Origin of the sequence: Streptomyces sp. NPDC048483, from assembly GCF_040651455.1 — a bacterium.
In the GTDB taxonomy this organism is placed as follows: Bacteria; Actinomycetota; Actinomycetes; order Streptomycetales; family Streptomycetaceae; genus Streptomyces.
In genome coordinates this window covers 1-21,194 of record NZ_JBEZJZ010000110.1, presented here as the reverse complement: position 1 = coordinate 21,194, position 21,194 = coordinate 1, and the positions used below count along the sequence as shown (strand labels likewise).

General features: G+C 72.6%; 18 protein-coding genes and 1 pseudogene. 9 read left to right on the top strand and 10 right to left on the bottom strand.

The genetic code is table 11. The features are described 5' to 3' along the window. Positions 1 to 38: 38 nt before the first annotated feature. Together AB0D04_RS35300 and AB0D04_RS35295 are read right to left on the bottom strand one after the other, a co-directional pair. Positions 39 to 821 (bottom strand): SMI1/KNR4 family protein, encoded by a 783-nt coding sequence (locus AB0D04_RS35300; protein ID WP_362711478.1) that lies wholly within the window; start codon positions 819 to 821, stop codon positions 39 to 41. 68 nt (positions 822 to 889) lie between these two features. Beyond that, positions 890 to 2,350 (bottom strand): MFS transporter, encoded by a 1,461-nt coding sequence (locus AB0D04_RS35295; RefSeq protein WP_362711477.1) that lies wholly within the window; start codon positions 2,348 to 2,350, stop codon positions 890 to 892. A gap of 346 nt (positions 2,351 to 2,696) precedes the next feature. Here AB0D04_RS35295 and AB0D04_RS35290 point away from each other — a divergent pair, with 346 nt between their 5' ends. Both AB0D04_RS35290 and AB0D04_RS35285 read left to right on the top strand, forming a co-directional pair. Continuing rightward, positions 2,697 to 3,443 (top strand): GntR family transcriptional regulator, encoded by a 747-nt coding sequence (locus AB0D04_RS35290; protein ID WP_362711476.1) that lies wholly within the window; start codon positions 2,697 to 2,699, stop codon positions 3,441 to 3,443. 78 nt (positions 3,444 to 3,521) lie between these two features. Then, positions 3,522 to 4,703 carry an adenosine deaminase gene (locus tag AB0D04_RS35285; protein WP_362711475.1) on the top strand — a complete coding sequence of 394 codons (1,182 nt, stop codon included), beginning with the start codon at positions 3,522 to 3,524 and terminating at the stop codon, positions 4,701 to 4,703. Between the two features lie 65 nt (positions 4,704 to 4,768). Here the strand turns inward: AB0D04_RS35285 and AB0D04_RS35280 are convergent, their stop codons facing one another. Beyond that, entirely contained in the window at positions 4,769 to 5,602 is an 834-nt protein-coding gene (locus AB0D04_RS35280; protein ID WP_362711474.1) for an undecaprenyl-diphosphate phosphatase, read from the bottom strand. A 130-nt stretch (positions 5,603 to 5,732) separates the two neighbouring features. Next, positions 5,733 to 7,097 (bottom strand): aldehyde dehydrogenase family protein, encoded by a 1,365-nt coding sequence (locus AB0D04_RS35275; RefSeq protein WP_362711473.1) that lies wholly within the window; start codon positions 7,095 to 7,097, stop codon positions 5,733 to 5,735. Positions 7,098 to 7,602: 505 nt separating this feature from the next. Here AB0D04_RS35275 and AB0D04_RS35270 point away from each other — a divergent pair. Beyond that, the gene (locus AB0D04_RS35270) at positions 7,603 to 8,175 is read left to right on the top strand and encodes a hypothetical protein (protein ID WP_362711472.1); all 573 of its coding nucleotides are present in this window, start codon (positions 7,603 to 7,605) and stop codon (positions 8,173 to 8,175) included. Here AB0D04_RS35270 and AB0D04_RS35265 read toward each other — a convergent pair. The 3 genes from AB0D04_RS35265 to AB0D04_RS35255 form a co-directional block, all read right to left on the bottom strand. Further along, the gene (locus AB0D04_RS35265) at positions 8,172 to 8,711 is read right to left on the bottom strand and encodes an NUDIX domain-containing protein (protein WP_362711471.1); all 540 of its coding nucleotides are present in this window, start codon (positions 8,709 to 8,711) and stop codon (positions 8,172 to 8,174) included. The two genes, AB0D04_RS35270 and AB0D04_RS35265, sit on opposite strands and share 4 nt — an antisense overlap. Before the next feature lie 54 nt (positions 8,712 to 8,765). Beyond that, positions 8,766 to 9,383 carry a hypothetical protein gene (locus AB0D04_RS35260; protein WP_362711470.1) on the bottom strand — a complete coding sequence of 206 codons (618 nt, stop codon included), beginning with the start codon at positions 9,381 to 9,383 and terminating at the stop codon, positions 8,766 to 8,768. Positions 9,384 to 9,476: 93 nt separating this feature from the next. Further along, complete coding sequence (locus AB0D04_RS35255; RefSeq protein ID WP_362711469.1) at positions 9,477 to 10,280, bottom strand: aspartate/glutamate racemase family protein; 804 nt, start codon at positions 10,278 to 10,280, stop codon at positions 9,477 to 9,479. 133 nt (positions 10,281 to 10,413) lie between these two features. Here AB0D04_RS35255 and AB0D04_RS35250 point away from each other — a divergent pair, with 133 nt between their 5' ends. Continuing rightward, positions 10,414 to 11,616: a glycosyltransferase gene (locus tag AB0D04_RS35250; protein WP_362711488.1), complete on the top strand. Its 1,203-nt coding sequence runs from the start codon at positions 10,414 to 10,416 to the stop codon at positions 11,614 to 11,616. A gap of 12 nt (positions 11,617 to 11,628) precedes the next feature. On the opposite strand, the gene AB0D04_RS35245 is transcribed toward AB0D04_RS35250, so the two are convergent. Next, positions 11,629 to 12,957 carry a TerD family protein gene (locus tag AB0D04_RS35245; RefSeq protein WP_362711468.1) on the bottom strand — a complete coding sequence of 443 codons (1,329 nt, stop codon included), beginning with the start codon at positions 12,955 to 12,957 and terminating at the stop codon, positions 11,629 to 11,631. A gap of 252 nt (positions 12,958 to 13,209) precedes the next feature. Here AB0D04_RS35245 and AB0D04_RS35240 point away from each other — a divergent pair, with 252 nt between their 5' ends. From AB0D04_RS35240 to AB0D04_RS35220, 5 genes are all read left to right on the top strand, one after another. Next, positions 13,210 to 13,680: a DUF6643 family protein gene (locus AB0D04_RS35240; RefSeq protein ID WP_362711467.1), complete on the top strand. Its 471-nt coding sequence runs from the start codon at positions 13,210 to 13,212 to the stop codon at positions 13,678 to 13,680. 80 nt (positions 13,681 to 13,760) lie between these two features. After that, positions 13,761 to 14,585 (top strand): MOSC N-terminal beta barrel domain-containing protein, encoded by an 825-nt coding sequence (locus AB0D04_RS35235; RefSeq protein WP_362711466.1) that lies wholly within the window; start codon positions 13,761 to 13,763, stop codon positions 14,583 to 14,585. 33 nt (positions 14,586 to 14,618) lie between these two features. Then, positions 14,619 to 15,062, top strand: a complete 444-nt coding sequence (locus AB0D04_RS35230; protein ID WP_362711487.1) for an ATP-binding protein — start codon at positions 14,619 to 14,621, stop codon at positions 15,060 to 15,062. Between the two features lie 115 nt (positions 15,063 to 15,177). Further along, positions 15,178 to 15,780 carry a hypothetical protein gene (locus AB0D04_RS35225; protein WP_362711465.1) on the top strand — a complete coding sequence of 201 codons (603 nt, stop codon included), beginning with the start codon at positions 15,178 to 15,180 and terminating at the stop codon, positions 15,778 to 15,780. A gap of 168 nt (positions 15,781 to 15,948) precedes the next feature. Next, positions 15,949 to 18,387: a right-handed parallel beta-helix repeat-containing protein gene (locus AB0D04_RS35220; protein ID WP_362711486.1), complete on the top strand. Its 2,439-nt coding sequence runs from the start codon at positions 15,949 to 15,951 to the stop codon at positions 18,385 to 18,387. Here the strand turns inward: AB0D04_RS35220 and AB0D04_RS35215 are convergent. Both AB0D04_RS35215 and AB0D04_RS35210 read right to left on the bottom strand, forming a co-directional pair. Next, positions 18,357 to 20,783 (bottom strand): hypothetical protein, encoded by a 2,427-nt coding sequence (locus AB0D04_RS35215; protein WP_362711464.1) that lies wholly within the window; start codon positions 20,781 to 20,783, stop codon positions 18,357 to 18,359. The two genes, AB0D04_RS35220 and AB0D04_RS35215, sit on opposite strands and share 31 nt — an antisense overlap. Before the next feature lie 48 nt (positions 20,784 to 20,831). After that, positions 20,832 to 21,194: pseudogene (locus AB0D04_RS35210) on the bottom strand (hypothetical protein); the annotation flags it as partial.

The following is a 21,194-nucleotide window of genomic DNA, read 5'->3' as shown; positions in this document are numbered from 1 at the left end:
GAGCGGCCGGACGTCCGGTACGTCCGCCTACGGTCCCGTCACCCGACCCAGGCACCGGGCAGAGCGGCGCGGACGGCATCGAGGTCCGCTGCCGTCCGCGCCCGTACGTGGAGCCAGGAGTGGTTGACGACGCCATCGCGGCGCAGCAGACACCCCGGAGCCGCGTACCAGCGCACCGGGGACTCCTCGGCGCCCGTCCACATCGGATGGTCCGGCAGATCGACCCGGCGGTACCCCGCAAGGAGCCGCGGAACCAGCGCCTCCGGCAGTTCGCAGGCGTCGTACAAGGGCCCGGCCCCGAAGAGGTACGCGCTGAGCACCAGCTCCACCCAGGCAACGGACATCTGATCCAGGTACGGCACCCAGTCGTAGCGCGACCCCACACCCACGGACCCCACCACCACCGGAGGGTCGTCCTGGTCGGTCTGCTCGATCCGCTCGGTCTGCTCGATCCGAGCGATCCGATCGAGGGGGATTCCCCAGGCGGCGCAGTCCTGGTTCTCCCGGCGGAAGACCAGGACTGTGCTGTCGTGCCCGCCGGGACCGGCGTCCACGAAGAGGCCGGTCGGCGGGACCAACGGGTCCTGCCCACCCGTCAGATCATCGCGCCGCCGCCCGAACAGGGCATAGCCCTCCCGCAGTGCGGCGGGGAGCCTATGGCCCAATTCCCGCTCTACGGCGCGCAGTTCGGCCTCCGCAACACCGTCGTCGGCCCGCAGCGGGGCAGCCGTCCACCCAGCGGCGAAGTGCCGCACGAAATCCCAGGCGTGGTGGCGGTCCACGACCCCGCCCCGTAGCGCTGCTGCCACATCCCAGCTCACCCGCACTCCCCTCAGCCCCCACCCCTCAACGCGTCCCCTCCGTATCGGGTTCCCGCCGCCGCGCCGGCTCACATGTGCAAAGCGGGGACGACCTCCCGAGCGGGCTCCGCCCCGGTAACTCCCTTCGGCGCCGCCTTGATCGCGAGTGTGGTCACCATCGCCGCGGCCAGCAGCACCAGTGAGGCCCACATGGCGGTCGCATACAGGCCCGAGCCATGGGCGCCGACGCTGCCGGCGGCGGTGATCAGGGCAGAGGCGAGGGCCGTGCCGAGGGAGGCGCCGATGCCGAAGCAGGCGCCGTTCAGGCCGGGCAGTGCGCCCTTTTGGTCCGCGGGGGCCGAGACAACGGCCAGGGCGTTGATGGCGGTGATGCTCAGGCCGTTGTACGTGATGCCGAGCACCGCGAGGGCGGCGACGAGGATCCACTGCGAGGTCATGAACGGCACCGCGACGGCGAAGGCGATCAGTGAGCCCGCGGAGCCGATGATGACGCTGCGGCGCCAGCCGATCCGTGGGCCGAGGATGCCCGCGAGCGGGGCGCCGATCACGCCGATGGCCTGGGCGGGGGTGGCGAAGAGCAGCGCGGACTCCGTCGCGTTCAGGCCGTAGGCGGCGTGCGGGTCCTGGGTGAAGAGCGGCACGGTGAGGGTGAGCGCCCCGAAGGCGCCGGCGAGGGTCAGTACCGTCGTGGCCAGCAGCGGCCAGGCGCGGCGCGAGGCCAGCAGACCGGTGTCGATGATGGCGTCCCGGTTGCCCCGGCTGACCAGGACGAACGCCACCAGGCCGACGAGGCCGCCCAGCACACAGCCCGCGGTCGGCGCGGAGAGCCAGCCCCAGGACTGTCCCTGCGCCAGGCCGATCAGCAGCCCGGTCAGGCCGAGGCCGAGGAAGGACGTACCGCGCCAGTCCATCCGGCCCGTTGCGGTGGGTGGCGTCGCGGGGACGGTTTTGCGTACGGCGAGGGTGCCGGCCACCGACACCGCGAGACCGGCCAGGAAGATGCCGCGGAAGCCGACGGTGTCCGCCAGCCGGCCGCCGAAGACGGCGTCCACACCCGCGAACCCGCCGTTGACCGCGGTGATGATGCCTGCGGCGCGGCCGAAGCCCTTGGGCGACAGGGTGTCGTTGAGGGTCAGGAACGCCAGGGTGAACAGGGCGGCGGAGAAGCCCTGCAGGACGCGCCCCGCGAGGAACACACCGATGTCCGGGGCCGCGGCGCAGGCGATGTCGCCGACGATCACCAGCAGACAGGCCAGCAGCATCATCGGCTTGCGGCCGCGGTAGTCGCTGAGCCGGGCCAGGGTGACCTGCCCGATCGCCGCGAACAGGAAGAACAGGGTCTGGGAGAGCCCGACGAGGCCGCTGGTGGTGTGCAGGCGATGGATGACGTCGGGGAGGGCCGGGCTGAGCATGGTGGCGTTGAGCTGATAGCCGAGCACGGCCAGCGCCAGCGCCAGCAGCATGCCGGGGCGGCTGTCGGAGCGCGGCTTCTCGGAGCGCGGCTTCTCGGTGTCCGAGCGCGACGACATGGCGGCTCCTAAGGGGGAGAGGGAAAGGGGGTGCGGGGCGCGGTGTGGGTGGGGCGGGCCGCCCTCTGTCCGCCTTGCCGGCCGGTTCCCCGCGCGAGCGTTACTTGTCTGACAAGAAGCGCTGAGGAACTGGTCTACCTCTGCGTTCACAGGGCTGTCAAGAGATCCAAAGGGACCCGACGACGCCCAAGAGGGGCGTCATGGGCGATGCCTGCCGTACCGCCGTGCCCTGGACCTCCTGCCGTACGGCCGCCGCATCCCGGGGCACCAAGGCGCTCCCGCGCCCCGCTTGCGTAGGCTGGACCGCCGGTCAGCGGCAGTCCGACGACAACCTCAGGAGATGGCAATGGCTGACAGACAACAGCAGCGGCGCCCGGTCGTCGTGCTGTACGAGCGGATCGTGGAAGCGGTCCATCAGGGCGTCTACCCGCCCGGATCGCAGCTGCCGACCGAACCCCGGCTCGCCGCCGACCTGGGCGTCAGCCGGCCCGCGCTGCGCGAGGCCCTGATCCTGCTCCAGGAGGACGGGGTCATCACGGTACGGCGCGGGGTGGGCCGTACCGTCAACCACCACCCGCCGCAGCGCGGCTTCGAGACCCTGAAGCCCATGGAGGTACTGCTCGGCGCGGGGCAGGCGGTCCGTACCGTACGGCTGGCGCAGACCCTGGAGGAGCCGACCGACTTCTCCGCCCAGCATCTGCTGCTGCCCGCCCACGGCGAGGTCCGGTTCTGGGAGAGCATGATCGAGGTCAACTCCCTGCCGTCCTGCCTGGCGCACGAGTGGTCGGCCACCGACGAGACCCTCGCCGGGCTCGGCCTCGCCCCCGCGCAGGCGCTCGACAAGGAGCAGGGCGCACCGTCAACCATGCTCCGGCTGCTGCTGGAAGCGGGACGCGGGATGCCCCTGAAGGGCGCCTCCACCATGGTCGCGACCATGCTCGGCCGCCGCCGGGGAGAGCAGTTCGACCGGCCCGCGGACACCCCGGCCGTCCTGGTGACCCAGGTCGTCCACCTGGGGCGCACGCCGGTCCTGGCGGCCAAGTACATGCTGCCCACCGGGGCCCCGGCCCTCCCCGTGTGGCAATCACGCTGACCGGCCGGAGGGGGCCGCATCGCGTCGGGGACGGCCCCCGGTTCCGGTTACGGGATTCCACGGCTACACTCCCACCCCATGCACTTGTCAGACAAGCTCTCGCCCAGCAGCACCGGCGCCTCCGGCACCCTCGACCGCGAACAGATCCGCCAGGCGCCGAAAGTCCTGCTGCACGACCACCTGGACGGGGGCCTGCGCCCCTCCACCCTCGTCGAACTCGCCCGCGCCGGCGGGTACGACGGCCTGCCCACGACCGACCCCGCGCAGCTCGGCGCATGGTTCCGCGATGCCGCCGACTCCGGCTCGCTCGAGCGCTACCTGGAGACCTTCACGCACACCTGCGCCGTGATGCAGACCCGCGAGGCGCTGCACCGGGTCGCCGCGGAGGCCGCCGAGGACCTGGCCGCCGACGGGGTTGTCTACGCCGAGATCCGGTACGCCCTCGAGCAGCACCTCGAGGGCGGCCTCGGCCTGGAAGAGGTCATCGAGGCGGTCAACGACGGCTTCCGTGAGGGCGAGCGGCGCGCCGCGGCCGACGGGCGGACGATCCGCGTCGGCACCCTGCTGACCGCCATGCGGCACGCCGACCGCTCTCGCGAGATCGCCGAACTGGCCGTCGCCTACCGCGATTCCGGCGTCGTCGGCTTCGACATCGCCGGAGCCGAGGCCGGCAACCCGCCCGAGCGCCACGTCGACGCCTTCGACCACCTCAGGGCCGCGAGCAGCCACATCACCATCCACGCCGGTGAGGTCGTCGGCCTGCCCTCCATCCAGGAGGCGGTGCAGCGCTGTGGGGCCCACCGGCTCGGCCATGGCGTCCGGATCACCGATGACATCGCCGTCGCCGCCGACGGCTCGGTCACGCTGGGACGGCTCGCCTCCTACGTACGCGACCACCGCATCGCCCTGGAGGTATGTCCGACGTCCAACCTCCAGACCGGCGCGGCCTCCTCGTACGCCGAGCACCCCATCGACCTGCTGCGCCGGCTGAAGTTCCGCGTCTGCGTCAACACGGACAACCGCCTGGTCAGCGGCACCACGATGACGCAGGAGTTCCAGCACCTCGCCGACACCTTCGGCTACGGCCTGGACGAGATGGAGTGGTTCACCGTGAACGCGATGAAGTCCGCCTTCATCCCCTTCGACGAGCGCCTCGCCCTGATCCACCAGACCATCCGCCCCGGCTACGCCCAGCTGCGCACCGAAAGCCTCAGCCGCCTCCCGGCCGCTTGGGCGGCGACGGCCGCGGTTCCCGCGTAACACCCGGGACTCCCGCTCCCCCGGACACCGATACCCGGCACACCCGATATCCCGGGGACCCGGAGTCAGCCCACCATCCCCGCGCTCAGCAGTCCGAACAGGAACACGCCGATGACGATCCGGTAGATGACGAAGGAGTTGAAGGAGTGCTTGGCCACGAACTTCAGCAGCCAGGCGATCGAGGCATAGGCGACGGCGAAGGAGACGACCGTGCCGACGGCCAGCGGCACGACGGAGGTGCCTGACCCGATGGCGTCCTTCAGCTCATAGATGCCGGCTCCGGTGAGGGCGGGGATGCCGAGGAAGAAGGACAGGCGGGTGGCCGCGACGCGTTCCAGATCGAGGATGAGGGCGGTGGACATGGTCGCGCCGGAGCGGGAGAAGCCGGGGAAGAGGAGGGCGAGGATCTGCGAGCAGCCGACCCACATGGCGTCCTTGAGGGACGTGTCGTCCTCGCCGCGCTTGTGCCGGCCCATCTGGTCCGCCGCCCACATCACGCCACTGCCGAGGATCAGTGAGCCCGCCACCACCCACAGAGAGGCGAGCGGTCCCTCGATCAGGGGCTTGGCGGCCAAGCCCACGACGACGATCGGGAGGGTGGCGTAGAGGACCCACCAGGCGAACTTGTAGTCGTGGTGGTACCGCTCCTCACGGTTGCCCAGACCGCGGAACCACGCGCCCATGATCCGCACGATGTCCTTGAAGAAATAGACGAGCGCGGCGGCGATGGCCCCCACCTGGATGACGGCGGAGAAGCCCACGACGGCCTTGTCGCCCACGGGGATCCCCATCAGGCCCTCGGCGATCTTGAGGTGGCCGGTGGAGGAAACCGGGAGGAACTCCGTCACCCCCTCGACGGCACCGAGGACGAGGGCTTGACCGATGCTGATCGCGCTCATGGGGTCCACTTCTGGGGAGGGGTCGGACGTGCGGCGACGGACGCAGGATCGTACCGCTGCGGGGGTGCCGGAGCGGCTTCGGCCAGGTGAGGGGCGTAGCGGGAGGGGCCGGCCCGCTACCGGGTGCCGGTCACTGCAGGGCGTCCAGCGCCTGCCGGGGTGACAGTCCCGAGCGGGGTGCGGCGTTGAGGGTGAGGTGGCCGTCGGGGAGGCCGGCGAACTGGGGCTGGAGCTGGGAGGACCGGGTGCGGGTGAACATCCCCAGGTGCCGGTTGGTGTGCCGGGCCAGTTCCAGGATCTCGGACCAGGCCGTGTAGCGGACCAGCAGCGCGAGCGGGGCGCGGGGTACGGCGGGGATCGGGGCGCCGTCCCACGAGGAGGCGGCCAGGACCACGGGGTGCCAGAGCGCATCCGGGCGGGGCGCGAACCGCTGGGGGCTGCCGAGCACCGGCCGGGCTCCGCAGGCGCGAGCGGCCTGTGCCCATGCGGCGCCGCGCTCGGCATTGGCGACGGGGAGGGCGGTGCGGCTGGCGGGATGGGCCGCGTAGTGGAGCGCCGCCCTGGTGAAGGCGCGCTCGAAGGACGCCCAGGTGCTCTGGTGTACGGCGATGAGGGAGGCGGCCGCGCAGGTGCGGCCGGCGCGCCCGAAGCAGGACGGTACGGCCGCGCGGACGGCCGCCGGGACACAGGCGTCGTGCCGTACGACCAACAGGCCCGGCGCCGCCAGGGTTTCGTCCTCCGGGCGGGGCGTGGCCGGGCAGCAGTGCGGGCTACGCGCATCGGTGTGCTCGGCGAGGAGGGCGTGCAGGGCCCAGGTGGCGGTCCGGCCCTGCGGCAGGACGAATTGCCAGACGCCGTCCGGGAGACCGGCGGCGCGGGCGTGCTGTGCCATCCGCAGCGCGGCCACCGCCGTACGCGCGCTCAGCCTGGTGATGACGCAGCTTCCGCCCAGCAGCGCGGGCAGGGCTCCCTCCAGCAGGGACATCAAGGGGCGGGCGTCATCGGTGCAGGACGTCACCACCGCGTGTCCCGGCGCACACCGTGCGCCGCTGCCGCCGTTCAGATGCGGCCGGGGCAGCCGGTACCGGCGCAAGTGCGCGCGGGCGGCGGCCTCGCAGGACGGGAAGTAGCGGTCGGCCGTGTGCAGTTCCGTGATCGTGTCCAGGGAGCCGAGGCCGCAGCCGTGCACCAGGGCGGGGAACAGGACGGCGCGCTCCGCCCGGAACCGGGCCCGCAGCTCCCGGAAAATGCCGATCCGCCGCGACAACGGAACGGTGTGCCACCGCTGTTGGGCGGTGCGGGCCCGCCCCACGGCCCGGTGGACGTCGGTGGGCACGGACGCCGGGATGGTGGCGAGGTGCCGCCCGGTGAAGGCGCTGGCCACCAGGGCGCAGACGTCGTTTCCCGAGGTGACCAGGCCGAGCGCCGTGGGGTCGGGAAGGTCCGCGCACAGCTGCGCGGGGGGCGGGGCCGAGGGGGTGGAGGAGGAGGTCATGCGGCTCTGTTCTGGTCTTTTCCGGTCTGGTCCGGCGGAGGGAGACGGAGCGGTGTGGGCGTCGCTCCTGACGGCGAGGCCGGTCGTGGGTGCCATCGGTGTGTTAAAGGCGCCCGGCCCCTGTGGATCACAGCCTTGGGCACGAATTCACCCGCCCGGCCGCCGACCGGACAGGTGAGACCCCGTCATCCCCCTGGCCGACGCGCCGGATCGAGGGATACGGGGCCTGGTGGCGTGCCGGTCATGGTCATGGCGGCGCCTCGGGCGTGCCGTACCCGCCGGGGATCCGTCACCCGATCAGCCGCCCCGGATCGCCGCGCCCGCCGTGGGGCTCCTACCGTCGATCGACGCCGTACGCCGCCTGCGGACCGCCGCCGTCAGGGGAGTCCGACCGACCACATGAGGAGCCGACCAGGGAGTCCGATCGGGCCCGACCGGGGAGTCCGATCAGGGGAGCCCGGCAAGAGGGGTCCGACCAAGGGAGTCCGACCAAGGGAGTCCGATCATGCGTAGGCTCATCGCCGTGCCGACCGTGCTGCTCGCCCTCGCTGCCGCGGGGTGCGGGAGCGGTGACGAGAGCCGGGAGCGGCCGGCCGGTGGAGCCGGGCCCAGCGGCAGCCATGGCGGGAACGGCGGTCCCGAGGACGGTCCGCCGTCGTCCGGCCCGTCCGCCGGCATCCCGGGGCAGCCCGTGAGCTGCGGCAAGATTCCCGATGCGCTGGGCAGGGACGAGAGCGTCGCACTGTTCGCGGACCCCGGCGCCGGCGGCACCGTGGGCTGCGCAGAGGCCCACGAGGTGATGACCGAATTCTTTCTGCAGGCGCCGCAGCAGGACGGCGAAATGCCGGGGTCGCTGGCCGTACGGGGCTGGCTGTGCCAGTACGAGAGCGGGCCGACGGGTACCTGGATCAGCACCTGCAGCAAGGACAGCCGGGAGATGCACACGGAGGAGCCGTCCGGTCAGGACACCGGTCCGGAGGGTCCGGATGAGCCAGGGGCTCCGGACGAGTCCCGGCTCCCGAGCCTGCCCGACGAGCCGAGCGACCCGATGGACGAGCCGTCCACGGAGGAGCTCTAAAGGGCCGGCTCCTGGGGGGTGTCGTCGGAGCGGGAAACCCCCACGCCGGGCATCTGGGGCTCCTCCCCCATCCCCTGGAACCATGTCGGCCCGGACTCCACCGCCCGCTTGATACGGGTCAGGGCGTAGTCCTCGAGCGACGGCAGGGCGTCCAGGGCGAACCAGCCCACCTCCAGCGACTCGTCGTCGTTGACCCTCGCCTCGCCGCCGATCGCGCGGCAGCGCAGCGTGACGTCCATGAACTGGCAGATATCACCGTTCGGGTACCGGATCTTCGGCTGAGCCTCCACCAGGACGACGCGCTCGGGCACCACCCGTACCGCCGTCTCCTCGTAGACCTCGCGCACCGCGGTCTCGGCCGGCTGCTCGCCGGGCTCGGGAATGCCGCCGATCACCGCCCAGCCGCCGGTGTCCACCCGCTTGCCCAGCAGGACCCGGCCCTCGTCGTCGAAGACGACCGCGGTCACGCCGGGCAGCCACAGCAGCTGCCGGCCGATCGAGGTGCGCAGCTCACGGATGAAGTCAGGGGTTGCCATGCCTCGACCCTACGGGACGGCGGCGGTACGCAGGCGGCCCGCGCGCCCGGCGGCTCAGGTCCCGGCCGGGGTGCCCTTGCGCAGGCTCAGCCGGCTGCGGATACAGCGGACGGCGGCCTCGGCGTCGTCGACGGTGACGGTGAAGGTACGGCCGTCGCCGAGCGTGAGGACCAGGCCCTCACCGCGGCGTACGACGACGGCGGTGCCCTGTTCGGGGCGCCAGCGGTAGCCCCAGCCGCCCCAGTGGCGGGGCGTGACCTGTGGCGCGAAATCGGCGCCGACCACCAGGTCGAGGGGAATCCTGCGGCGGGGCACTCCTATATGGCCGCACCGCACTTCCAGATAGTCCGCATCGACCCGTACCGCGACATGGACAAAGGCGAGCGTGCCGAACAGCACCAGCAGGCCGGCCGCGACACAGCCGACCACCGACATCACCAGGGGTGTCAGGCCCGAGGTCCAGGAGCTCGCGACGGCCAGCTCGATGCCCAGCGCCAGACAACCCGCGCCGACGGCGGCCAGGATCCACTGGACCCGGTTGGTGGCGCTGCCGTGCCAGACCTCGGGAATCTCCGTATGAGCACCGCCCAGAGGGCGCGCGCCACTGCCGGCGCCGTCGCTCGGGGCGTCGCTGTCGGGGGCTGCTGCCCCCTCGTGGGGGTGGTCCCTCATGGGACGCAGCGTACGCGCCTTCGCACGCCATGGCAGCGTGTCGGGCGCGTCATTCCTGCCGGAACGGCGACGCGGCCTACGTCATGGCTGACGTCAGCCGCGTGCCGCCAGGACGGCTCCGTCGCCGCTCTGAGCGAGCAGCCGGCCCTCTTCGTAGGCCAGCGCCACGGCGGGGAGGCCCGCCGGGCGGCCGCTGAGGATCACCTGCAGGCCGCCGGTCGGGGCGGCGGCGGGCGCGGGCTCGGCACCGATGCGGCGCAGCGCCTGGGCGGCGACGGCCTCGGCGGAGCCGTACAGAACGAGGGCGGGGGCGCCGGGCTGCTGGAGGGCGGCGCTGATGCGTTCGCCGACCAGTTCATAGTGGGTGCAGCCCAGGACGACCGCGCGGATGTCGCGGGGGGTCACGCGCGCGGCGGCGGCGATGGCGGCGTCGATCGCGGCGTCGTCCGCCTCCTGTACGGCGTCGGCGAGGCCGGGGCAGGGCACTCCGGTGACGTCCACGCCGTGGGCGAAGCGCTCGATCAGATCGCGCTGGTAGGGGCTGCCGGTGGTGGCGGGGGTGGCCCAGATGGCGACCGGGCCGCCGGCGGCCGCGGCGGGCTTGATGGCGGGGACGGTGCCGATGACCGGGATGGCGGGCTCCAGCTCGGCGCGGAGGGCCGGCAGGGCGTGCACCGATGCCGTGTTGCAGGCGACGATCAGGGCCTCGGGGGCGTGCGCGGCGGCGGCGCGGGCGACCTCGAGCGCATGCGCGGTGACGTCGTCGGGGGTACGGGGGCCCCAGGGCATGCCGTCGGGGTCGGAGGAGAGCACAAGGTCGGCGTCCGGCCGCAGTCGCCGCACGGCGGCGGCCGTGGGGAGCAGCCCGTTCCCGGAGTCCATGAGCGCGATCTTCACCCGGACACTTTATCGGTTCGCGCGCCCGACTTGTCATACCGGCCACGAGGTACGGACAAGACGCGGGCCCGGGACCACGCGCGGGGTCCGGGCGGGCGGCACGGCGGTGCGGCAGACTGCGGCCGTGGGAGCGATGGAGTGGATCGGCGCCGGGTCGCTGCTGGCCTGGGGATGGCTGTTGCTGGGCCGGGGCTTCTTCTGGCGGACGGACGTACGACTGCCGGCCCGCCGGGACCCGCAGCGCTGGCCGTCGGTCGCGGTGGTGGTCCCGGCGCGGGACGAAGCCGGGGTGCTGCCGGAGAGCCTGCCGTCGCTGCTGGCGCAGAAGTATCCGGGGCGGGCCGAGGTGTTCCTGGTGGACGACGGCAGTACGGACGGCACCGGGGCACTGGCCCGGGAGCTGTCCGCCGAGCGGGGCGGGCTGCCGCTGACGGTGTCCTCGCCCGGTGAGCCGGAGCCGGGCTGGACGGGCAAGCTGTGGGCCGTACGGCACGGCATCGCCCTGGCCCGGGAGCGGGTGGCGCCCGAATTTCTGCTGCTGACCGATGCCGATATCGCGCACGAACCGGACAGCCTGCGGGAGTTGGTGGCGGCGGCCCGGTCGGCGGACCTGGACCTGGTGTCGCAGATGGCGCGGCTGCGGGTGGTGACGTGCTGGGAACGGCTGATCGTCCCGGCCTTTGTGTACTTCTTCGCGCAGCTGTACCCGTTCCGCTGGGTCAACCGGCCCGGGGCACGGACCGCGGCGGCGGCCGGCGGGTGTGTGCTGCTGCGGACGGAGGCGGCGGAGCGGGCGGGCGTCCCGGAGGCGGTCCGGGGTGCGGTGATCGACGATGTGGCGCTGGCGCGGGCCGTGCAGCGCAGTGGATCGAGCGGGGGCATCGCGCAGCGATTCGGCCTGGGGCGGCGGCGGGCGACGGGTGGGCATATCTGGCTGGGGCTGGCGGACCGGGTGGACAGCGTGCGGCCGTATGCGCGGCCGGCCGAGCTGTGGCGGATGGTCTCGCGCAGCGCGTACGCCCAGCTGCGGCACCAGCCGCTGCTTCTGCTGGGCACCGTCATCGGTCTCGCGCTGGTGTATCTGGCGCCGCCCGTCGCGCTGATCGCCGGACTGGCCGGCGGGCAGACGGCGCCCGCGGTGCTCGGCGGCGCAGCCTGGGCGGTGATGTGCGGGACGTATCTGCCGATGCTGCGCTACTACGGGCAGCCATGGTGGACGGCGCCGCTGCTGCCGTTCACCGCGCTGCTCTATCTCCTGATGACGGTGGACTCGGCGGTGCAGCACTACCGGGGGCGCGGGGCGGCATGGAAGGGCCGGACGTACGGGGCGCCGTGAGCCGCTCCCCCGTTACTTTCTGGCCGGGGACCAGTCCAGGCCCCAGCCGTAGGCGTGGTCGACGGTGCGCTGCGGGCTGATGCCGGGCTCGGGGACGAGATAGCGGGCCTCGCGCTGGACGACGAGTTCGCTGCCGGTGTTGGTGATCAGGGCCAGCGCGCAGACGTTGGAGGGCACCCGGCACTCGTCGAGGGAGAAGTCGACGGGGGCGCCGTGCTGCGGCTGGAGGGTGACGGTGGCGTGCAGGCCCTCGAAGCTGCGGGCGCCGGCGTAGACGGTGACGAAGATCAGGATGCGCTTGATGCGGGCCTGTTGGTCGAGGTTGATGGTCAGGTTCTCGCCGGCCTCGACGGCCCCGGTGCGGTCGTCGCCGTCGAGCTGGATGTACGGCGGGGTGTGCAGGGCGCCGAAATTGCCGCCGAGGGGGTGCACCACGCCGGCCGCGCCGTCGGTGAGTTCGTAGAGCGCGCACAGGTCGAGGTCGAGCTCGCCGGACTGCGGTGCGAGCGCGCCGCGGGCACCCATGGCTTCCAGGGCCTTGCGGCCGAGTTTTTTGGTCAGCCGCTTGCCTGTGCCGCCGCTGGTCCAGTTGAGGTTCACCCGCATCGCGCCCGAGGTGCCGCCCTGTTTCGTCAAGGAGACGGCCGGAGCGTCCTTCGTGAGGGTGACTTTTGTCAGACGAACGGCAGCGGGCGCGGGGGGCGGCGCGGGCGCGCCCGGCGGCGGCGGAATTGACGCCACCGGTTGACCGGTCGGCAACGGGGGCGCGGGGGGCATGGGGGCCGGTGCCGCCTGGGGCGCCGGTGCCGCGGGCGGCTCCTCGTCCACGCTGATGCCGAAGTCCTTGGCCAGGCCCGCGAGCCCGGTGGCATACCCCTGCCCCACCGCACGGAACTTCCAGGCGCCCTGGCGGCGGTAGAGCTCGCCGAGCACAAAGGCGGTCTCGGTGGTGGCGTCCTGGCTGTCGAAGCGGGCGAGCTCGGCACCGCTCGTCGCGTCCAGCACCCGGATGTGCAGGCCGGGGACGCTCCCGAAGGCACCGCCGTCCGCGGAGGCGGCGAGCACCACCTTGTCGATGGCGCCCTCGACGGCGGTGAGGTCGACCCGGAGGCTATCGGTCATCCCGCCACCGGCCGGCCGTTTGCCCTCGTGGTGTACGGCGCCCGAGGCGTGGGCGGGCTGGTTGTAGAAGACGAAGTCCGCGTCGCCGCGGACCTTTCCGGACGCCAGCAGCAGGGCGGAGGCGTCCACGTCCGGGGTGCCCGCAGGCGCCTGCCAGCCGAGCTCCACCCGGACCGCCGGGGCCGGGACCGGAACATTGCTGCCCTTGAGCATCGACATCGCCGCGCCTTCCTCTCGTCCGCTCGTCCTCCGTGCCCCCGACAGGGACACTCCCAACCTACTTGGCCCGGACCTCCCCGAACGTCCCTTGTTCACCGGTGAGAAGCGAGGTCTTTACACGATTCCTACGGTCGATCGCGACCGATTTCCGCAAGTTCGCTCGCATTGAGGATCGACGACCACTCACAACACGTAAAACAACCCTCTTTTCAGGCTCCCCAATCTGCACATCGTGGGCTTAACTTATGAGGCATGACCTCCCCCCGCTCCACCTACGGCGGCGGCTACTACGCTTCGCCTTCCTTCCCGGACACTCCGATCTACGACAGCCTCGTGGCCGAGCGCGGCACGCCGCAGATCGCCCCGATCCAGGTGAACCCCTCCCCTTACGACACGGGTTCGTCCTATTTGCCGGCGCTCTCCTCTCGGCTTCCGGCACTTCCGGCCGCACCCTCGCCGGCGCAGGGCTACCCGGGTGCCGCCGCGCAGCCGGTCGCCCCTTTGCAGCACGCTCCGGCGCCTTACATCCCCCAGCAGGCGGGCGCCCGCGGCGGATATCAGGCCCCGCACCCTCAGCAGCCCCAGCGCCCGTCCCCGGGCATGGGCACGGGGTACGACGCCATGCGGCCGGCGGCACCGGTCGCGCCTCGTCCGGTGGCGCCGCGCCCGGCCGCGCCGTACGACGACCCCTACGGAGGCCGGCAGTACCCGCGCGGGTACTGAAACGGGCACCGAAGCTGCGCGGAACGAGCACCGAACCGGCTCATCGGCCGAGTGTCGGAGGCGGCTGGCAGGATGGATCCATGCCGAAGTCCGCGCTCCAAGCAATCCATCTCTATCCGGTCAAATCCATTGCGGGGTCCGGACCCGGCGAGGCGGTCGTAGAACCGTGGGGGCTCGCCGGGGACCGTCGCTGGATGGTGGTGGACGCCGGGCGCAAGCTGCTGACGCAACGGCCGCAGCCGAGGATGGCACTGGCCCATGCCGAGCAGCTGGCCGCGGGCGCCCTGAGGTTGACCGCGCCCGGGATGCCGCCGCTGACGGTCCAGGTGCCCGAGCCCGGCGTAACGATTCCGGTCGTGCACTTCCGGGACAAGATCAATGCGGTATCCGCGGGCCCCGAGGCGGCCGCGTGGTTCCGCGAATATCTCGGCTTCGAGACCGAATTGGTGCATCTCGACGCCCCGGAGATACGCCGGCCCGTCGACCCGGAGTACTCCGAGCCCGGTGACATGGTGACCTTCGCCGACGGCTACCCCTTGCTGCTGACGTCCACCTCGTCGCTGGACGCCCTCAACTCCCTCATCGCACAGGGCGACCACGCCGACGAGGGCCCCCTGCCCATGAACCGTTTCCGGCCCAATGTGGTCGTGGACGGCACCGCCCCCTGGGCGGAGGACGACTGGCGTACGGTGCGCATCGGCGAGGTGGTCTTCCAGGTGGCGAAACCCAGCGCACGCTGCGTGGTCACCACCACCGACCAGCACACCGCCGAGCGGGGAAAGGAACCGCTGCGCACGCTCGGCCGGCATCGCCGCTTCGGTGACGGGCTGGTCTTCGGCCAGAATCTGATTCCGCGCGGGGCGGGCACGATCCGTATCGGCGACCCGTTCGAGATACTCGACTGATCGGGCCGGCGCGGCCATCTGCTCCCCGTCCCGCTGCTGCGGCCAGGGGAGCACATTCACCGCCGCCCGCTGCTGCGGCGCCGCTTCACCGCCCGGCTTCTGCCGCAACTGCGGCTCCTGGTGGAGGAGTGCGCGGTCCGCGAGGGCCTGTGCGGGCCCCGTCGCGGCGAGTTCGTCCTGGCCGTCGACGAGATCGCCGGGAACGCCGTGGAGCACGCGGGCGGTTCGGGGCGGCTGGTGCTGCTGCGGGTCGGCGACGAGCTGGAGTGCCGGATCAGCGACGCGGGGCCCGGGTTCAGCGAGGCGGTGATCCCCGAGCTGCTGCCGGGGCTCGACGGAGCGCCGACCGGGCGCGGGCTGTGGCCGGCACGGCTGGTGGCGGACCGGTTCGCGGTCGCCGCCGGAACTGCCGTAACAGAGACGGCAGATGGGGACAATGCTGGCGCCGTGGTGACCGTGGCCGTACGACTGCGCTGACCGCCCGCCCGGATACCGCCGCCGCGCCTGGCGTGATGTTGCTCTCTCTTCGCCGAACTCTGGCATGGGTGCCCCCTGATGAGGTATTCACGGACACGGAGAGGGGGGAGCGACGATGCGAGCGATCAGAGGCGTATGGCACTGGCGGCACAATCCGCTGCGGCGCGCGACGGATCGGCTCGAAGCGTGGGTCGCACTGGCCGCCGCTCTCCTGATCGCTCTCGGCGCGACGACGGTGGGCTGGCTCGCCGGGCAGGCCACCAACGGCGCGCTCCTGGGGACCGTACGCATACAGCACGAGCAGCGGCATCTGGTGTGGGCCACGGCCGACCGGCTGGTCTCCCGGGCCCCGCTCGACCCCGATCCCGAGACGTCCTCGCAGCGCGACGCCCACCGCCGGGTCATCGCCCGCTGGACGGCCTGGGACCGCAGCGAGCACCTCGGGCAGATCTCCACGCCGCAGCCCGTGGACCCCGGCGACCGCTTCCGGATCTGGACGGACGACCGCGGCCGGGTGGTGCCGCGGCCGATGGACACGAGCACGGCGAGTACGCATGCGGTGCTGGCCGGTCTGGGCACCGCGGCGGCCGTCGGCGGGCTGATCGAGAGCAGCCGCCGGCTGGTCGTCTGGCGGCTGATGGTGCGTCGCTTCCGCCGCTGGGACCAGGAGTGGGAGCGCGCGGGGCAGGACTGGGGACGGGCCGGCGCGGGCGGCTGACTCCGGTGTCCGGCGAGGTGGCTGACCATGTCAACTGCCGCTCGCCGGGCGCGCTACGGTGGTGCAGCCAGCCTCTCGGCTGGGGCCTAGCAGACCCGAATGCGGACATCCGCGGACGGATTCCGCCTTGCCGACAACAGCCGCACGAAGTGGGGGCACGACAGCGCCATGGCACAGGGCTCGGTCCAGGTGACGCACTCCGGAACGTCGCGTTGGCGGCGCCGTACAGGGGAGTACAGCACGCTCGCCGCCGCCCTGGAGGCTGCTGGGGACGGTGATGTGCTCACCGTCCCGGCCGGTACATACCGGGAGAATCTGGTGCTGGCGCGCGCGGTGACGCTGCGCGGCCCCGATGGTGCGCGCGGTTCGGTGCGGATCGCCCCGTCCGACGGCGTGGCCCTGACCATACGTGCGTCGGCCACCGTCCACGATCTGCATCTGGAGGCGACCGACTCCGCCTCCCCCGCGCTCCTGGTGGAGGACGGCGCCCCGGAACTGTCCGGTCTGCGGGTGGTGACCCGGTCCGCGGCCGGGATCGAGGTGCGCGGCAGCGCCCGCCCGACGGTCCGCCGGTGCACGGTCGACAACGCGGGCGGCGTGGGCATCAGCGTCCTGGACGGCGCCGGCGGGATCTTCGAGGAGTGCGAGGTGGTGGCCGCGGGACAGGCCGGGGTCGCGGTGCGCGGCGGCGCCCATCCACGGCTGGAGAACTGCCGGATCCATCACGCCTCCGGCGCCGGGCTGAGCGTGAACGGCGAGGGCAGCTCGGTCGAGGCGGTCGGCTGCGAGCTGTACGAGATCAAGGGCGCGGGCATCCAGGTGGCCGCGCGGGCCACCGGCCACCTCACCGACTGCACGGTGCACCGCACCTCCGCCGACGGCGTCACGCTGGACACCGACGCGGTCCTCACGCTCGCCGACTGCGACATCCACGACATCCCGGAGAACGCCATCGATCTGCGGTCGCGTTCGGTGCTGACGCTGACCCGCAGCACGGTGCGGCACTTCGGCCGCAACGGTCTGTCCGTATGGGATCCGGGCACCCGGGTGGACGCCAACCAGTGCGAGATCCACGACAGTACGGGCGACTATCCGGCGGTGTGGGTCAGCGACGGCGCGACCGCCGTACTGGATGCGACGCGGGTGCACGACGTACCGGACGCCCTCTTCGTTCTGGACCGGGGCTCGCGCGCCGACGTCGTGGACAGCGATATCTCCCAGGTCCGCAACACCGCGGTGTCGGTGAGCGACGGGGCGACGGTGCAGCTGGACGACTGCCGGATCCGGGAGGCGGCCACCGGCGCCTGGTTCCGCGACCACGGCAGCGGCGGCACCCTCGCCAACTGCACCATCGACGGCGCCCAGACCGGCGTGATCGTCACCAAGGGCGCGGACCCCACCATCGAGGGCTGCACGGTCAGTTCGCCGGCCGAGGCCGGGTTCTATGTGTCGGCGGAGGGCCGCGGAACCTTCAACAGCTGCCGGGTGACCGGGAGTTCGGGCTTCGGATTCCATGTGATCGACGGCTGCCGTACGACGCTGGCGCGATGCCGTACGGAGCGGTGCGCGCGGGGCGGCTACGAGTTCGCCGATGCACAGGGGGACGGCAGCGGCGGCGGCCCCATGGTCGAGGACTGCACCAGCGACGAGAGCCGGGCCGCGGGGGCGCCGGGTGCCGGGGCGGCGACCGCGCCCGCGGTGCAGCAGGCGACGCAGACCGCGGGGCTGCTGGGCAACGTACCGGCGCAGAGCCCGCCGCCGGCGACCGCAGCGGCAGCCGAGCCGCCCGTCGTCAGCCGTCCCTCCGACGAGGTGCTGGGCGAGCTGGACACCCTCGTCGGGCTGGACAGCGTCAAGCGCGAGGTGCGCAGCCTGATCAACATGATCGAGGTGGGGCGCCGGCGCCAGGAGGCGGGCCTGAAGGCCGCCTCCGTACGCCGCCATCTCGTCTTCACCGGATCTCCCGGTACCGGCAAGACGACCGTCGCCCGGCTCTACGGCGAAATCCTGCACTCCCTGGGGGTGTTGGAGCGCGGGCATCTGATCGAGGTGTCGCGTGTGGACCTGGTGGGCGAGCACATCGGGTCGACGGCGATCCGTACCCAGGAGGCGTTCGACCGGGCGCGGGGCGGGGTGCTGTTCATCGACGAGGCGTACGCCCTCTCCCCCGAGGACTCCGGCCGGGACTTCGGCAAGGAGGCCATCGACACCCTGGTGAAGCTGATGGAGGACCACCGGGACGCGGTGGTGGTGATCGTGGCGGGCTACACCGCCGAGATGCAGCGCTTCCTGGCGGTCAACCCCGGTGTGGCATCCCGTTTCTCACGGACCATCACCTTCAGCGACTATGCACCCGAGGAACTCCTCCGGATCGTCGAGCAGCAGGGCGAGGAGCATGAGTACCACCTCGCCGACGGGGCCGGCGAGGCGCTGCTGAAGTACTTCACGGCGCTGCCCAAGGGGCCGGCGTTCGGCAACGGCCGGACCGCCCGGCAGACCTTCGAGTCGATGGTCGAGCGGCACGCGGGCCGGGTCGCGCAGCTCGCCGACCCGAGTACCGATGACCTCACCCTGCTCTACGCGGAGGATCTGCCGGAGCTGCCCTGAGGCAGCTGGGGCCGTGGGACCGGCACCCCCGGGTCCAGCCGGGCGACCAGTTCGGCGCGTACGGCGTCGAAGACCGGGTCGGCCTGGTAGTCGCCGTGGCCCAGGATCTGGGCGGGCAGCGGGTTCTGCAGGGTGCGGCCGAAGGCCAGGGGGTCGCGCAGCGGGCCCCGGTCGACGTTGCGGCCGTCGTCGGTGGTGAGCCGGATCGGGCCACCGATGGGGTCGGTGAAGCGCCACAGGTTGCGCCAGTCGTCCATCTCGCGGTGCAGGCCGGTCAGCACGGCCGGGCCGAAGTACGCCGGGAACCAGCGCCCGTAGAGCCGCTCCAGCGGGCTGCCGTACGTCAGGAGCGCGACCCGGCTGCGGGTGACCAGGTCCAGCTGCCAGACGGCGGCCGCGGCCAGCACGCTGCCCTGGGAGTGCCCGGAGATCACCAGGCGGCCGTCGAACCGCTCGGTCCAGGTGGCCATCCGCCAGGTGAGGTCGGGGACGGCGCGCTCGGCGTAACAGGGCGGCGCGAAGGGGTGCGCGGCGCGCGGCCAGAAGGTCCCCACATCCCACAGGATGCCGATGGTGCGGCGGGCCGAGTGGTCCCGGTATGCGCGCCGGCCCATGGCGAGCAGCAGTATGACGCCGGCGCTCATCAGCCAGGAGCCGAGGGACTCGGCGGTCTCGGCAGCGGCATGCACGACGGGCGGTGCGCCTTCGGTGGCGCGGCCGGGCGCGAGGTCGGTGAGCCAGGCGCCCGCCACCGCTCCCGCGCCCAGGACCAGGGTGACGGCGGCGATCACCGCCACCAGGACGGGCGCCGCGTCGGTGAGCCCGGCGCGGGCGATGGTGCCCGCGATCCGCTGCGTACGCCGCTCGTCAGGGCGCTCCCTGGGGTCGTAGAGGCCGGGGACGTTGCGGGAGACCTGCCCCCGGACGATCAGCACCCGGACGGCGGCCAGCACCACCACGGCGGCGACCACGACCAGCAGGGCCGGGATGACGGAGGCCTGCCACGACAGCAGGACCGGCGGGCCGGGGAGGGGGGCGTGCGCCTGGCCGGGGGTGGCATTGCCGTCCATCCAGTCGGCGAACCGCTGGGCCACTCCCCCTGACAGCACACCGCCGACGGCGCAGGCCAGCAGGGCGACGGCGGGCCCGCCCATACCGTTCAGGGCGCTGCGGGCCGCCCCGCGGGCGGCACGCTGGAGGAACCAGGCGGTCACTGCCAGGGCAAGGACCACCAGGCTCTGGAAGACGGCGATGGCCCCGAAGGCGGCGGCACCGGGCAGCGGGCCGTAGCTGTGGGATCCGGGGCGCGACCAGGCGGCGTGTACGGCGATCAGCGCCAGGACGACGAGGGAGGCGTACGGCAGCGCCCGTACGACCAGGCGGTCGGACTGGTCGTCGGGGGCGGCCTCGCTGCGGGCGGTACGCCAGACGACCGCCAGGGTGACGGCGGCGAGCAGCACCACCAGCGCGGTCAACACCTGCCCCGTGGCAACAAGAACGGTGTCTCCCCCGCCGCCGGCTCCGCTTCCTCCGCTTCGGTCGAGCTTGGCGGTGGCGATGCGCAGGGCGGCGGCGATGGTGAGCACGCCCGCCGCGCTGTGCGCGGCGCGCAGCCGGGCGACGAGCCGTCGGCCGTACCAGAAGCCGTGCAGGCTGAGCACAGTGCGCTGGTGGGCGGGGGTGTCGCGGGAGGTGCCGGGGTCGCGCGGCGGCGGGGAGGCGGACTCGTACGCGCTCCAGGTGCGGTGCGAGAGCCACCACAGGAAGCCGATGACGAGCAGCGGCACCACGGAGCCGAGCGCGAGACGGCGGCCGGGGGCGCTCCACCAGCCGGAGTTGGCCGGACTGAGGAAGCCCAGCCAGGACTTGCCGTCGACACAGGCGGCGGTGCCGGCGCACTGCCAGGCGGTGAGGTCGAGCGCCACCTCGCAGGCCGCGGCGGCCAGGAGGACGGTGAGGGTGAGCGCCAGGATACGGACGAGGACGTCGTAGATCCGCTGGGCTCTGTGCTCCGGTGGTGCGGCGGGGCGCATCCAGTGGGCGAGGTTGGCCACCATGAAGGGCACCAGGATCAGCCAGAGGGCGCGGGCGCTGTTGCCGGAGGTGAGATTGGACCAGCAGTACGCCTCACGGACCGGCTCACCCCGATAGGCGTCGGGGCGCGCTTCCGCGTCCGCGTCCTCGGTACGGCGATAGCAGGCAGCGGTGTCGTCACCGGTGATGCGCTGGACTCGCGGGTCGCTGAGCATCTCCTCCGGTGTGGTGCCGCCGACGCCGTGCACCAGGAGTTCCAGGGCGAGTTGCGGTTTGGCCGGTGGTACGGCGAGGGGTGGCCCATCCGCCGTGGTGTCGTTGTCATGTGTGCGGGCGGGCGGTGTTGTGTCCGCGGTCTCCACTGATGTTCCCCCGTTGTCAGACGGCACCGTGCGGTGCGATGCATGCCTTCAGGATTCTCCTTTTTCGGCGGGAGCGCATCTATCGACGGCTGGGCTGTGGATAAGTGTCGTTGTGGGGGCGGGGGCTGAGGGTTTGTTGGGGGTGTTGTCGGGGGGTGGTGGGGTGTGTGGGGTGAGTGGGGCGTTCGTCTGGGGGGGCTGGGGGTGCTGGGCGTGGCTGGGGGGCCTTGGCTGAGTGTTGCTGGGGGCGCCTTGGCCGGGCGTCGCTGGGGCGCTGGGCCGGGAGTGAGCGCGCACCGCTGCGGGCGGGGGGGCGGCGTCCAGCGACAGCGTGCGCGGCACCCCGTCCACCAGGGCGAGCATGTTGGCGCCGAAGTTGGTCTGGAGGTCGGTGTGCTTGTAGAGGTTGTT

What these genes read in the sequence shown, in the direction of transcription:
- AB0D04_RS35290 (WP_362711476.1), top strand. Translation starts at nt 2,697, where the DNA reads ATGGCTGACAGACAACAGCAGCGGCGCCCGGTCGTCGTGCTGTACGAG.
- AB0D04_RS35275 (WP_362711473.1), bottom strand. Translation starts at nt 7,097, where the DNA reads ATGACCTCCTCCTCCACCCCCTCGGCCCCGCCCCCCGCGCAGCTGTGC.
- AB0D04_RS35280 (WP_362711474.1), bottom strand. Translation starts at nt 5,602, where the DNA reads ATGAGCGCGATCAGCATCGGTCAAGCCCTCGTCCTCGGTGCCGTCGAG.
- AB0D04_RS35270 (WP_362711472.1), top strand. Translation starts at nt 7,603, where the DNA reads ATGCGTAGGCTCATCGCCGTGCCGACCGTGCTGCTCGCCCTCGCTGCC.
- AB0D04_RS35295 (WP_362711477.1), bottom strand. Translation starts at nt 2,350, where the DNA reads ATGTCGTCGCGCTCGGACACCGAGAAGCCGCGCTCCGAGAAGCCGCGC.
- AB0D04_RS35225 (WP_362711465.1), top strand. Translation starts at nt 15,178, where the DNA reads ATGCGAGCGATCAGAGGCGTATGGCACTGGCGGCACAATCCGCTGCGG.
- AB0D04_RS35235 (WP_362711466.1), top strand. Translation starts at nt 13,761, where the DNA reads ATGCCGAAGTCCGCGCTCCAAGCAATCCATCTCTATCCGGTCAAATCC.
- AB0D04_RS35220 (WP_362711486.1), top strand. Translation starts at nt 15,949, where the DNA reads ATGGCACAGGGCTCGGTCCAGGTGACGCACTCCGGAACGTCGCGTTGG.
- AB0D04_RS35260 (WP_362711470.1), bottom strand. Translation starts at nt 9,383, where the DNA reads ATGAGGGACCACCCCCACGAGGGGGCAGCAGCCCCCGACAGCGACGCC.
- AB0D04_RS35245 (WP_362711468.1), bottom strand. Translation starts at nt 12,957, where the DNA reads ATGTCGATGCTCAAGGGCAGCAATGTTCCGGTCCCGGCCCCGGCGGTC.
- AB0D04_RS35250 (WP_362711488.1), top strand. Translation starts at nt 10,414, where the DNA reads ATGGAGTGGATCGGCGCCGGGTCGCTGCTGGCCTGGGGATGGCTGTTG.
- AB0D04_RS35265 (WP_362711471.1), bottom strand. Translation starts at nt 8,711, where the DNA reads ATGGCAACCCCTGACTTCATCCGTGAGCTGCGCACCTCGATCGGCCGG.
- AB0D04_RS35285 (WP_362711475.1), top strand. Translation starts at nt 3,522, where the DNA reads ATGCACTTGTCAGACAAGCTCTCGCCCAGCAGCACCGGCGCCTCCGGC.
- AB0D04_RS35240 (WP_362711467.1), top strand. Translation starts at nt 13,210, where the DNA reads ATGACCTCCCCCCGCTCCACCTACGGCGGCGGCTACTACGCTTCGCCT.